Origin of the sequence: Sphingobacterium sp. NGMCC 1.201703 (genome assembly GCF_047784615.1) — a bacterium.
Classification (GTDB): Bacteria; Bacteroidota; Bacteroidia; order Sphingobacteriales; family Sphingobacteriaceae; genus Sphingobacterium.
The window spans coordinates 25637-39073 of the sequence record NZ_JBLOHD010000010.1 but is presented as its reverse complement, the minus strand read 5'-3'; the positions used below and the strand labels follow the sequence as shown (position 1 = coordinate 39073).

At 41.6% G+C, this 13437-nt stretch carries 8 protein-coding genes; 3 read left to right on the top strand and 5 right to left on the bottom strand.

Annotated elements, in window-relative coordinates; genetic code table 11:
* Window position 1 precedes the first annotated feature (1 nt).
* The 3 genes from ACK8HY_RS18825 to ACK8HY_RS18815 are packed head-to-tail and all read left to right on the top strand — an operon-like array spanning window position 2 to window position 4119.
* On the top strand, window positions 2-1495 hold the full coding sequence (locus tag ACK8HY_RS18825; protein WP_416134478.1) for a retropepsin-like aspartic protease: 1494 nt from the start codon (window positions 2-4) through the stop codon (window positions 1493-1495).
* Window positions 1496-1537: 42 nt separating this feature from the next.
* The gene (locus tag ACK8HY_RS18820) at window positions 1538-2764 is read left to right on the top strand and encodes a thioredoxin family protein (protein ID WP_416134477.1); all 1227 of its coding nucleotides are present in this window, start codon (window positions 1538-1540) and stop codon (window positions 2762-2764) included.
* A gap of 11 nt (window positions 2765-2775) precedes the next feature.
* Entirely contained in the window at window positions 2776-4119 is a 1344-nt protein-coding gene (locus ACK8HY_RS18815) for a TlpA family protein disulfide reductase (protein ID WP_416134476.1), read from the top strand.
* A 119-nt stretch (window positions 4120-4238) separates the two neighbouring features.
* On the opposite strand, the gene ACK8HY_RS18810 is transcribed toward ACK8HY_RS18815, so the two are convergent.
* The 5 genes from ACK8HY_RS18810 to ACK8HY_RS18790 all read right to left on the bottom strand — a co-directional run bounded on the left by ACK8HY_RS18810 (window position 4239) and on the right by ACK8HY_RS18790 (window position 13343).
* Window positions 4239-6710, bottom strand: a complete 2472-nt coding sequence (locus ACK8HY_RS18810; RefSeq protein ID WP_416134475.1) for a phosphocholine-specific phospholipase C — start codon at window positions 6708-6710, stop codon at window positions 4239-4241.
* A 146-nt stretch (window positions 6711-6856) separates the two neighbouring features.
* The gene (locus ACK8HY_RS18805) at window positions 6857-8395 is read right to left on the bottom strand and encodes a SusD/RagB family nutrient-binding outer membrane lipoprotein (RefSeq protein WP_416134474.1); all 1539 of its coding nucleotides are present in this window, start codon (window positions 8393-8395) and stop codon (window positions 6857-6859) included.
* 26 nt (window positions 8396-8421) lie between these two features.
* Window positions 8422-11775: a SusC/RagA family TonB-linked outer membrane protein gene (locus tag ACK8HY_RS18800; RefSeq protein ID WP_416134473.1), complete on the bottom strand. Its 3354-nt coding sequence runs from the start codon at window positions 11773-11775 to the stop codon at window positions 8422-8424.
* 3 nt (window positions 11776-11778) lie between these two features.
* Entirely contained in the window at window positions 11779-12735 is a 957-nt protein-coding gene (locus ACK8HY_RS18795; RefSeq protein WP_416134472.1) for a FecR family protein, read from the bottom strand.
* A gap of 56 nt (window positions 12736-12791) precedes the next feature.
* Window positions 12792-13343, bottom strand: a complete 552-nt coding sequence (locus ACK8HY_RS18790) for an RNA polymerase sigma-70 factor (RefSeq protein ID WP_416134471.1) — start codon at window positions 13341-13343, stop codon at window positions 12792-12794.
* Window positions 13344-13437: the final 94 nt, after the last annotated feature.

Here is a 13437-nt window from a genome sequence, read left to right as displayed (position 1 = left end):
CATGACTTATAAATCCATTATAAAAGCCGGAGCTCTCTTGCTGTTAACAGCCTTTGCATCGTGGTCAAAAGCTCAGCTCGCAACCCAATTGCCGGCCAAACTACTCACCTGCTTTGAACAAAAAGACAGCTCTTTCATAAGCACTGAGCTGGCGCCAAATTTTTCCATAGCTGGACATACTGGTGCTGGAGCCAGCTTCCGCTTAAACCAAATTATCAAAAATTACCCCCTAAAAGCAGTCAATATTCTATCGGACAAGAAAACTAAAAAAGGAACATTACTTCAAATAGAGGTTACCGATACGAAGGGCAAGACAACAAGCAATCAAGCGCTAGTTGATCATAAGGGGAAATTAATCTATTTCAGTCTTTTTGATCAACTATATGGGTTAAAAAGAGAGAACACTCCCAAATTACGGGCGGTTATTCCTTTTGAAAACAAGAATGGCTCCATTTACCTGCAGGTCAAAATCAATGGATATGAACGGCCATTAAGACTCCTGTTTGACACTGGGGCAGACGGAATGGCGGTAAACCAGCAACTTGCCGATGCTATTGGCCTAAAGGTAACGCGTGAGAACAACGCTTCTGTCGTCGGCGGAAACACAAAAATTCAGGTATCTGACAACAATAGTATTCTATTGGACACGCTTAAACTGGCAGGACAGGGTATTGCGATCTTTCCTGAAATGGGCAAAGAAGGTGATGGCATTATTGGTAATACCCTGATACGCCAATTTATCACACACATCGATTACGATAAAAATACGATTTCATTGTACGATTTTGGCGATTTTCAATACAAGGGTAAGGGAACTGCCGTACCGATTACAATGCCTGCGGGGGTAATGATACTACCCGGGCAGCTTGAAATTATCAAGGATAAGAGCTACTCCGGACATTTCGTTTTCGACACTGGTGCTTCATACGATCTGATCTGCTTCCGTCCCTTTGTACGTCAAAACAAACTGCTTGTTAGCGGCTTCAAAGCCGAGGCACAGGCCGCAACCGTAAGCATGGGTGTTTCCTCGCCCACCTTTTCGGGCAAAAGCTATAAATTTGCCATTTCTCCCCTCCCACCCATGCAGGGTTTGCCGGTAACACTCATGGGCGGCAGTGCTGGCAATGAACATTGGCAACCTGGTTTTGATGGCTCAATTGGGGTTCGCCTATTAAGCCGCTATAATATCACCATAAATCTGGCGAAAGGTGAGGTCTATTTCTCCCCCAATAGATTACACGACCACCCGCAGGATTTTTTAGTCAAGAATTATCAGTTTGGCTGGGATAATACCGGAAAGCTGAAAGTACTTGGCGCTGTAGGTGCTGCCGACGCCCCAGGTGGTCTGAAAACAGGTGCATTGATCCAACGCATAGACAGTTATACAGCCGATCAATTGAAAAAAAATCCATCCCTCATAGATGAGATTCGATTAAAAGCAACGGGAGGATCCATTTCTATAACAACAACTGATGATAATACCGTAAATATCTAATCACGCTAAAACATAATACCTTCAATTCTCAAAACAAATCATATGAAAAAGCTTATTTTTTATATTATTATAGCCTATTACGGCATATTCTTTTCAAACGTAGCAATTGCCCAGGAAAAAATCTTCCAAGGGAGTTATGCGGAATGCCAAGCTCAAGCAAAAAAGGAAAACAAACTCATTCTGATCGATCTGTACTTTGTTGGTTGTATGCCTTGTGCAGAAATGGACAAACAAGTATTTCCGGATCCGGATGTTACTAAAGAACTCAACGATAATTATATTCTGTACAAAACAGATGTGATGAAAGAGGAAGACGGGAAGAAAATAGCCCGTAAGTACGCTGCCCCAGGATTTCCAACCTATGTCATTGTAAGCCCCGAAGGCAAAACCATAATGACTGAATCCGGTTTTTTTGGCGTAGACCGATTTGTCCCTTTGTTAAAAGAAGCTGTCCAACGAAATAAATCTAACCAGTACCTCGCATTTAACAATACTTTGGACAACAGTTATCCTGCAGCTTATAGCGAGCGTTTTATTAAAACCGGAGAAAAACATGATTTTGCGGAACTAGAAGGATATCTCGAGCAACAAAAGGACTTGTTCAATGAGACAGCTTTCTTGGCCAATAGTGTCACTTACTTTGCGAAATACAATAATTGGGCTTATGACAATCTTCCAAAATTGATTAAACTATACGGCGGAAATCTACTCCGCAACAAGATTTCAACAATTGCCAAAGCAAAAAGTAAACAATACGGGACAGCACAACAATTGGATAGTTTAACGACAATGCTAGCTTATATACGTCCCACGTTCAATGACAAATTATGGGAGGTATTTTTACCCGGATTCGTTGCTAGCTATTATGCTGGCTCCCAAAATGCGACCACCTATTTTGCGTTGATTGACCAATATAAACTCTATCCTACTTGGGATGAACGTAGCAATGCCTTCGGACAGGTCATTATTGATCAGTCAAAAAATCCAACAATCCTGAAATCTATACGAGCTAAATATCTAGCAGCAGAACAACGGAAAAAACTGGATCAAGTGGATAGTTATCGGCTGACGCTATTACATTACTATCTAAAAGATTTTGATCAGGCTTCCAAAGAGATGGAAAAACTGTCGAAATCAGATTCAACATCTCCGTTTCTTGCCATCAACAAAAAAGACTTACAGGACTTAAGAGAGGCCATAAAAAGAAAAGATGCCAATTTATTTAAAGCAAAAGATATTAAGAAAATTATACCATTTAAATTAAGTTAACTATCTTTCTCATGATTAGAAAAACCATTTTATTGCTCACTACTGTGCTTTGCTCAGTTGTAGCATTTGCACAACAAGCAAGCAACATTACCGGAACGACAGACCCCTCGAAAGTAAAACGCGTCGGCCTATTTAAAGTACTGAATGGCCGATTGAAGGAAATTGCCACATCCATCCCAGATGCTTCAGGACGATTTGCATTTCGCTTTACTCCTGAATATGAAGGACTATATTCCGTTGGTAGCGGGAATGCACAGAATCAACAGGGACTTTTTCGTTTTTACTTCAAGGGAAATGAGGATTTAAGCCTAAAACTAAGTCAAAATGACTACGAATTAACAGGTAAAAACAGTCCAGAAAACGAAACCTTATACGCCTGGGACAAACAATCGAAATCTTTTCGTGATAAAGGAACCACTCCCGGAGGTATGAGCACCTATGTCGATTTCTTCCCCGAGGTTGAACAGTTTAAGGTAAAACTTGATGCCATCAAAAAGAGCGCAAAAACAGGAAACGTTCTTTTCGACAAATTCTTTCCCGAGCTAGTCGATTATGATTTTGCCTATTATGCGATCTCTTATCTTTACATGCCGCGTACAGCCCACCCGAGCAAAGAGGAAATGAGCGACTTCTATACGCAATTCAATGCAGATCGTTACCTAACAACGGAACTATTAAAATTTCCCTACGGCGACCGCTTTATGAGCAATATCATTTATCGGAAATTGGACCTATCCACTAAACCAACTTTCGATCAACAAATTGCAGCCATCGGACCAGACATACTTAAAGGACAATATATATTGCAACGTCTTGAGGGTGCACGTTCCTATGGTGACTTTCAGGAAATGAATGAGAAATACAAAAAATATTTTACGCTTCCTGAGCAAATCGAACGATCAAAAGTTGTCGAGGCACGGTTGGTGGAAACAAAAACAGGTGTACCTGCATTTCAATTTGCTTTTTCAGATATTACCGGGAAAAAAATTAGTCTTGCCGAATTAAAAGGCAAAGTCGTCTTGGTGGATATGTGGGCGACCTGGTGCGGTCCATGCCGTACCGAAGAACCCCATTGGGAAAAATTAAATGAAGAATTTAACGGAAAACCAGTAGCCTTTGTAGGCATATCAGTAGATCAGGACAAACCCAAATGGGACAGCTATGTGAAAGAGAAAAAGCTAAAAGGAATTCAGCTGCATGCAGGCGCTGACAATGAACTTTCCAATGCTTACAAAGTCAATTCTATTCCACGCTATATACTCATTGATAAAGCCGGAAATCTAATCACGGCGGATAGTCCAAGACCAAGCGATCCAAAATTAAAAGCTCTGCTGGAAGAATGGATTAAAAAATAAAATACCGAATATCAACGTACCAAAAACATAAAGCCCCCGGTTCAACTAAAACTAGGGGCTTTTGTTATATTGCAAATGGGTTAGCCAAATTCATATCAGCATTTTACACCTCTTGATTTTTAGCCCAACTGTGGGTCAGTCTTCGAGTGGCTACCCGTCTCTACGCGACCAGCAAATTGGCGAACAAATTTACTTCCAACAATCTGTAAAGTCACATCGTACCAACCACTTACTTTCTGGGATTCTACAACCCACTTGATGGATTTACCAGGACCCAATACGGTATTTTTCCTCCAGGTGCTGTAGGCATTATCTTTCACCTGCACGTGAAGGGTCTTGTCACCTTTATTGCTCGCTTCCAGGATGAGGTTTCCTGTGGGAACTCCTTTCTTCCCGATTTCATAGCTCGCAACAATAGATAGACGCTCCGCATCTCCCTTAAAGCTGCGCATAAACCCATTTGGGCCGTATACCGTTAAATCATAATAACCATCTTTAAAGTCTGCTCGGTTCCAGTCAAAACTCAACTCCTCCCCCGCGATAACCGCAAATGGCCAAAAACTTACACCATCTTTATAACTCGGGCCACTATACACATTAAAAGGGCTGCTCAGGGATTTAGCACCGAAAATGCTATTCCCCGCAGACATCACCAGTTTTACCGTATCCTTATCGACAGATTCATTTGCATATAACTCATAGGCCAGCGCATTGGAGTTTTTTTGACCTTTTTCCTGTCTTGCCAATTGTGCTGCCCTGCCCGTATTTTGTAACGTTTGGATCTCATCTGCAGTCCATACATGGAAGTTGTTCGGTAGTGGCTTGGATTTAGCCTGATCTATTGCATAGATCTGTTGATTACGGTCCAAGAATGGTAATTCCACAGCAGTTCCACTTTCCGCCTTCCGGAATACCGAAGTCAGATCTCCCGTAATAGCACGGCGCCAGGAACTGATATTATGTTCTTTTACGTCCTTACTAAGTTTCTTGTCAAAGAAATACTCCATAAATTGAATGGTCGACGTAATATCACAGACCTCCGAATTGACCCAGCCGCCTTTACTCCAGGGAGACGCAATAATCAGAGGTACCCGATAGCCCAGACCAACTGGTCCCTCGGTGGCATGCTCTTTCTTCTCTCCGCTGGCCAGTTCTTGCTCCAAACTCACATATTCATCGCTATAATCCAATCCTGCTGAAGTTTTTCCCGACCGGGCATCTGCCGGGTTTGGCGCTACAAACGGTGGGATATGATCGAAGTAACCATCATTTTCATCGTAATTGAGCATAAAAACAGTTTTTTTCCAAATCTCCGGGTTTTCTGTCAGGATATTCAAGATTTCAGATACATACCAAGCCCCGTACATTGGTGCACTAGGATGATCCGAAAAACATTGTGGCGCAACCAACCAGGATACTGTAGGTAAATTCCCCGACTTCACATCTTTCCGAAACTGATGTAATACATCCCCTTTTGGTACAGTAATCTGTTCTCCTTCATGTAATACTGAGGTTGTTTCACGATAAAATGCATCATCCTCATTGGTTTGGAACGCACGCTCATGCAATGCAATTTGTTCTTTCGGAAGCTGTTGGAAAGCCTGTTCGGTAAGTCGTTCCAACTTTTTCTTATAGCTGCTGAGCTGCTCCTGTTTCTGCTTGAGCTTATTTTTGGTTTTCTGTACGCTTTCAGTTCCATTATCAGCCAATGCTTTTTCAAGCTCCTGGATCTCAGCAGGAAGTTCTGCTACGCGCTTGCGCATAAATTCCAGGTGACTTTTCTTGAATTCAATATGGTACTGTGAAAACCACTCTAAATTATTGTCTGTAAAATTACCTAACCATTCTTCTCCATTAAGGCCAGTCTCCATACTGACTTCGTTCTGATAGACCTTCCATGAGATACCCGCCGCCTCCAAACGTTCTGGAAAAGTTTTCCAATGCGCCCAACGGTTGAAGTAAATATCTGAATTACGGATCAACGGTTTTGCCCCTTTATGTGGCACACAGGTACCTGTCCAGAAAAAATGGCGGTTGGTTGTCGTACCTGTAATGGAGGAACAGAAATGCTGGTCACAGATCGTAAACGCATCGGCTAATGCATAATAGAAGGGAATATCTTCACGGGTATAATAGCCCATAGTCAAGGGAATCTCGCTCAACACTTTTCCTCCGGGACGTTTTGCCTCTATCCAATTATCATGTTTTCCTTGGTTACGCGCTGCCATTTGATTTTCCCAGGAATGGGGAAGATTTCCTGTCCAGGCTGCATTGGAATTCTTAATATCCAATCGAAAAGGCGAATACGTCTTACCTGAATCGGATGCCTGCAACCATACGGGATTTCCGCTAGGTAGTGTGATAGCCCTAGGGTCATTAAATCCCCGCACCCCTCGCAGTGTACCAAAACTATGATCAAAGGAACGATTCTCCTGCATTAACAAAACAATATGCTCGGCATCTAAAACAGAACTCCCCGCAACTGGTTCAATCGCTAGAGCACGCTGTATCGCATCCGGTACAGCATTCTGTAAGCCAAAAACCCCAGCCAGCAAGGAGGCCTTTTTAATAAAGTCTCTTCTACTATCCATAAAAATATCTCTTATATCTCTTATAAATTCAATGGTCTATCAGCGAATATATTCATTCGCCAGCGCTTTTTATGTAACGTTTTTAAGAAAAATCCCCGCGTATGATGAATATCGTACGCAGGGATGTATTATTATTTTCGTAGAACTTATTTTTGAGGATCCAGGATCCACATCAGCCTGTTGACATCGTCTACACCACTATTATCTTTACCACCAAATTGCCGTTTGACAGCAGCATCCACATTTTCGGTATTGTATTCATATTCAGTTGCAGGATATCGCCAGCGAACAGGTATCTTGGTCGGTGCCTCTGAATTCAAGCTTGACTCCGGATTGATTTTCCATTTCGGGTAACCTGTTCTTCTATAATCATAATACGTATTAAATTCGGATTGAAGAAAACTTGCCAGATATTTCTGAGTAATGATTTCCTCAATCTGAGCCTCTACTCCGGCAGGCAATGTCAGACCGCCGACATAAGTACTTATATAAGCCGCATCCAAAGGCATTCCATGATGGAACTGCGTTGTATTTGGTGTATTCTCATAAATGAACTGCATAGAGGCCTCCACACCTTTTTTATGCCATGCCAATGCAGATTCGCTGACCCAACCACGAGCAGCAGCCTCAGCAATCATGAAGCACAGCTGTGCGTAAGAAAGCTGTTGCGTAGGCTCACCCGTAGCGATTTCCAGATAGCGATCATTCAGTTTGGAATAGTCATTGGATGTTTTAATTTTCTGGATATTATCATATTTCATTGAGGGATCAATGCCTACATAGGCATCGAAGTTCGCCGCTGTCATTCCTCCTTCAATCTTTTTTGGAGAAGGGTGGCCATAATAGAACAAACGACGGTCAGATCGGGCTTTCAATCGATCTACGATTTCAGCAGACATGGTTGGATAGATCGTAAAGTTATTGCCTACTTTATAAAAAGGATATTGTTGCCCTGCTTTATCCGAACGTATCAGCTGATAATTATCTGCATTTGTTGTAAAGATAGGTTTGTTGGCCAATACTTGTTGGAAACGGGTTTTAATCTTTAGATCCGCATCATTCTCTTTTATACTCAGCTGTAACAACACATTCAGTGTGTAAGTATTAACCAGTTTACGCCATTTAGTAATATTTCCAGCATAAATAGGATCGCCAGCAAAATTATCGCCAGCAGCAAAAGCTTGATCTGCTAATTCCAGTTCTTTGAGAATACCGATAAATACTTCTTTCTGTGTGTCGTATTTCGGAAAGTACTGTTTGTCCGTTTCTCCTTTTAAGGCGTCGCTATATGGAATATCGCCCAAGTCCATTGTTGCTTCAAAGAATTTAACTGCTCGAGCGAAATACATCAACCCTTCGTATGATTTAGCTAATTTCTCTGTAGTAGCAAACTGAGGCATAAAATGTGCATCATTTATTGCAGTAAAACTCAATGATCCCGCTCCAAAACCATTATACTGAAAGCTTTCCGGAAATTCCGTCCAAACAATGCTTTTATTGAGCATATAAGGCTGTAGAAAACCTTTTTGTGTAGGCTGATTCGCCAAATTCAGGATAATCCGCGTGGCTATCATCGCCGAAGTTACTTTTTCTGTTGCTTCAGGATTCGTATTAATCTCCTCAAATTTGGAGCAAGAGGTTGTTCCAAGGAGTCCGATTAATAAATATGTGACTATTTTTTTCATGTGTAATCCGTGTTAAAAATTGAGGGTTAGAAATTAAGACTAAAATTAAACCCGATGTAACGCATGGATGGGGAGTTCAAATCTTCTGAACCTGCATCCGGATCAGAGAAACGGTACTCTTTTGTCCATAAAAACAAATTCTGTCCCGTGACACCAATATTAGCCTTTTTAGCCTTAAACTTGGATGCGATATCTTTTGGCAAACTGTAGTTTAATGACACCTCTCTAAGTTTAATAAAGGTCTCATCCCAGATATTTCGTGTACCTGAATACGCTCTCTTCCAATAGTTTTCGTAAGATACAAGCGTCTCATTCGGCGCAAAAACGCGGGTATCTTTTGTAATCTGACCGTATTTATCGTAACTGACCTCACCTGATACAATCTTTACACCACCACCGGTAAACGTAAGGTTGCCATTAACCACTTCTTCGTAGCGCTCTTTTGTATCCGAATCAGGATGTGCTCCCGTCTGCCATAGACGTGCATTCATATTGGAATAGGACAAGCCTTTGATACGACCGTCAAAACTAAAAGAAAGACTAAAATCTTTGTATTGGAATTGATTGGTGATTCCCCAGAACCATTTCGGAGCAGTATACCCATACAAGCGTGCCGCATGTACTGCACCGATCGGCATTCCATCTTTATTATGGATAATTTGTCCATCCGGAGCACGTTCCCAATCACGGGTAACATAGTGGTCGGTCCGCTCCCCAACCTTAACGTGCAGTGCGTCTACAGAATACTCGGGATCAAGTTTATGATAGTACTTCAGATTCTGTGAAAGATTACCGTTGACAGACCATTCAAAATTCTCTTTCCGGATCGGAACACCCCCTAAAGAAATTTCATGACCCCTGGTCATATGTTCTTCCTGCGAATTGATCAAACGAGCTCTAAAACCGGTCGCATGGGATATATTGTTGTAATCGTTTTTTGTGATATCACTTTTGAGGTCATAAGTCCTTCTGGCGTAGTAAGTATAACTACCTGTTAAGCGATTATTTAAAACAGCCCATTCCAAACCGATTTCTGTCATATCTTCCTTGGTAGGATTGATAGAATAATCTTTTATTACATTCGGATAAGAGGCAGTAGTCATACCGTCCCAAACATTGTTGGTCACGACAAACGTTTGGTTAATTTCGTACGGGTCAGGTGGATATACCGTAGATGCCCAAGAACCTCTTACCTTCAATAAATTGAGCCAATTTGGCTTGTGGATTAAGTCTGACACCACAACACTCCCCGATATTGATGGATAAAGATATGATTTGTCCGGAAGCATAGAATACCAGTCGTTACGGGCTGTACCTTCAATAAACACCGCATTCCTCCAAGATAATGACAAACGCGTGTAGATACCGTTACGCATTTCTTTGGTTTTACCCTCTAACGCAGAGACAGGACCAATGGAATTACGCAAAGAATAGAATCCCGGAATTGCAAGGCCATTTACCGTGGAAGCTGTCATTGTATTGTCCCGGCGGTAAAAAATAGACCCTCCGGCAAGTGCATCAATATCGAAATCTCCAAATTTCTTCTTTGCCGTAAAGATAAAGTCATTGGTGGTACTAAAGCCATCTTGTTTTCTGGCCCAATATTTACCCCTGTTATCATAACCGCCCGATCCATCAAAACCTCCACGGGTTCCGTAGATACCCATTGGGTTGGTTTGCTCTCTGGTATTACCATAGTAATCATACCCACTGCGCAACATCAATTTTCCCCAGTCGGTTACGTTGTAGTTCAGTGTAACTGCTGCATTAACCTTATTAATAAGTTCAGAACTTATTTTTTCATAAGCCGACAAATAGGGGTTGTCGTACCATGCACCATAATGCCAGTTCTGGCTCACATCTTTTACCTTCCAATAATCCTTATATTGTGTCAGGTCGTATTCCGGTCCCGTCCATACCAGGATATTATAGATGTAACCCTGATTACCGTATCCGGAGCCGAAATCATTTGGCGCGTTCCTTCTGTTATATCCTAAACGGGTCTCTAGATTCACCTTATTGGATATTTTAGTTTCTCCGGACACCGAGATATTGGTCATATTCAATTTCGTATTCGGATACTGACCTTTATTATAGACGTGGCTTATCGAGGTACGGATACTCCCATTTTCTCCTTGATTGGTAAAACTAACAGAATTATTGGAGATAAAACCAGGCTCCAGAAAGTTTTGAAAGTTGTTTTTACCTTTTGAAGTCAATTCGGTTTCTACATCATTCAGCTGCTTGGTAAACGGATTCCATTGCTTATACTTTCGACCGATGTCTAATTTATCGCCCCATACCTCATCATCGGTATTATATTTACCACCATATCCCGCCGAATAGGATGATTGAACATTAGGGAGTGCCAAATAGCCGGAAAAGAACATATTATTGGAGTTTACTGTTATTTCCGTCCCTTTTTCACCTAGTCCTTTTTTTGTAGTTACCATAATCGCACCGCCTGCCCCTTCGATACCATATAGAGCCGCCGCCGTAGAGCCTTTTAACACCGAAATATTTTCAATATTGTCAACCGCTATATCGCGAAGAGTCATGTTTTCATAAGCAACCCCGTCGATCACCAACAAAGGGTTTTTTCCCCGAAGTTCTATGTTTGGCGCACGATTAAATTCAGTACTGTTCATCACACGCATACCCGATACACGACCAGTTAATGTTGTTCCCACATCAACACCTTTAACTTTGGCCAATTGGTCACCTTTGATGTCCTGAACGGCATACCCAAGGGCTTTTTGCTCGCGCTTGATACCGAGAGCTGTGACCACGACTTCCTCCAAAGCCTCTGACGATTTGGAAATCCGAATCAAATTTGCGCTATTTGCTGACACCTCAACAGGCTCATATCCGATATAAGAGACCTGCAGTATCGCATGATCTGAAACCCCGGAGAGCTTAAACGCCCCCATCTGGTCCGTCGTTGCCGCTATAGTAGACTCCTTGACACGTATCGTGGCTCCCGCAATAGGTAGGTTGGTTTCCTGATCCACTATTTTTCCACGCAATTCCTTTTGTGCCGCAAACATCTTTTTATTTGCAGATTCAATGGCCTCTTTTTTTGACACAACATAGAGCTTATCATCAATCTTTCTCGCCTCGAGATGTCCATCAGAAATTAATTGGATGAATTGGGCAATTCCCTCCTTTTTCAGCTTTTCAAGATTAGCGAGTTCATTGATTTTTTGATCGGCGATAGAAGCATCATAGCCAAATTTTACGTTGAACTTTTGTTCCATTTTGGCAAGAATTTTCCCGATCCCTTCCCCAGTTGTAAACTGGGAAGCCATGGTTTGAAGCGCTAGAGACTGAAACAGCAACGCTCCGCCCATAAGTTTTAAATAGTAATTGGTTCTTTTCATAAATTACTTTTTATGGATAATTATTTGATTAAATGCTGTATTAAGAATTGTTAATGATTTGTCAAGATCATTGGCTGGTAGATATCCTGTAAAACTTGCAGTTTGAAATGAATCGATCAATCGTAGATTTTGATCCGGATATAGGTTATTCAGATCGGCAACAATCCGCGAAAGAGGTACGTTCTTGAAAGACAATAAATCACCTTTCCCATTTGAAGAAACGACGGTATCCGCAGGCGATACATCAAATTGCCCTTGATCTCGGTCATAAGCCACTTGCTGTCCAGGGTGAACAATAGAGAACTGATGCCCATGGGACACCTTCACCTTTCCGTGATTTAAGACCAAACGGCTACGCTGTGGAGAGCAGAGTAAATTAAATGCCGTCCCTAATACGCGCACGTCAAAATCACCCGAATTAACAACCACAAAAGCTTGGTCAGGATTTTTAGCGACTTCAAAAAAGGCCTCGCCCGAAAGTTTGACCCGTCGTAGACTGTCAACATTAAAATCAGACAGAATTTCAATACATGCCCCTTGGCGAAGGGAAACACGTGTACCATCGGAAAGCGTAAGCTGTTTGACAAATTTCGTTGGGTTGCTGTATTTGACCACTTTGTATCCTGAGTCGCCTTGCAGTGGTTGCGTCTTATACAAAAAAAGAAATGCAAAACCGACCAACAGTAAGGCTGCAGCGGCTAGGACTATAACGTGCCATCTCTTCCAAATAGGTCTCACTTCGGGGCTTAATTCCGTGCCGGTAATCGTATAATAAATATGGTCAGCGGTAGATTGATCTAAATCGAAAGTGCCTTCCTCCAATGCTATCACCGTCTCCAGATCGGGTAAATCGTCTTTATCGCAAGAAGTCAGTAAATCTAAAAATATGGTGTTTTCCTGTGGGGTCAATTCCCCTTTTAGGTATTTTGTATATAGGGTAGCGAGTTTGGGATCCATCATCTTTGCGATCGTTTAAATACATATACGTATCTAAAAGACGATAAGACGACGCTACGCTAAAAAATAGTTAAGAAAATCAACAGGGCTGTCGAAATCTCAAAATTATCCAAGATATACTGCCGTACAAACTTGTTCCCCTTTACCAATTGATCGCGTACAGTATTCACGGAGATCCCTAAGCGTTCCGCAATTTCCTGATTATCCAAAAACTCTTCTTTGCTCAAAAGGAATATCTCTAGACGAGCTTTAGGCAGCTTTTCAATCGCTTCACGATAGACACGTTCCAGGTCTTTAAAACGGATAGATTCTTCGTTTGAATTATCCACCTGTCTTGTGGCATCATTTTCATCAAGTTTAAATTGGAAACGTACTTTCTGCTTTCTCAATTCGTCAAATACGAGGTTTTTTGCAATGGTGTATAAATAAGACTGCGGGTTCTTATTTTCATCTAATTCGCTCCACTTTTTCCAAATGCGAGAAAATGCCTCCTGAACCAAGTCAGCGGCAGTATCTTCTTCTTTCAGATGTAACAAGGCATATTTATAGACCTTGTCTTTGTAAGACAAAAAGAATTTTTTAAAATCGGGAATGTTGTTTTCGATAGGCATCCTTCATCACTTGTAATTGACCTTACAAGTTTAGGTAGAATTTTCCAAAATATCGGAATGAAAATAGATCATAGCCCAGAGCATATTCTTTACC

Excerpts from the sequence above, each read along its gene's own strand:
- ACK8HY_RS18825 (WP_416134478.1), top strand. The coding sequence starts at position 2 with ATGACTTATAAATCCATTATAAAAGCCGGAGCTCTCTTGCTGTTAACA.
- ACK8HY_RS18820 (WP_416134477.1), top strand. The coding sequence starts at position 1,538 with ATGAAAAAGCTTATTTTTTATATTATTATAGCCTATTACGGCATATTC.
- ACK8HY_RS18815 (WP_416134476.1), top strand. The coding sequence starts at position 2,776 with ATGATTAGAAAAACCATTTTATTGCTCACTACTGTGCTTTGCTCAGTT.
- ACK8HY_RS18810 (WP_416134475.1), bottom strand. The coding sequence starts at position 6,710 with ATGGATAGTAGAAGAGACTTTATTAAAAAGGCCTCCTTGCTGGCTGGG.
- ACK8HY_RS18805 (WP_416134474.1), bottom strand. The coding sequence starts at position 8,395 with ATGAAAAAAATAGTCACATATTTATTAATCGGACTCCTTGGAACAACC.
- ACK8HY_RS18800 (WP_416134473.1), bottom strand. The coding sequence starts at position 11,775 with ATGAAAAGAACCAATTACTATTTAAAACTTATGGGCGGAGCGTTGCTG.
- ACK8HY_RS18795 (WP_416134472.1), bottom strand. The coding sequence starts at position 12,735 with ATGATGGATCCCAAACTCGCTACCCTATATACAAAATACCTAAAAGGG.
- ACK8HY_RS18790 (WP_416134471.1), bottom strand. The coding sequence starts at position 13,343 with ATGCCTATCGAAAACAACATTCCCGATTTTAAAAAATTCTTTTTGTCT.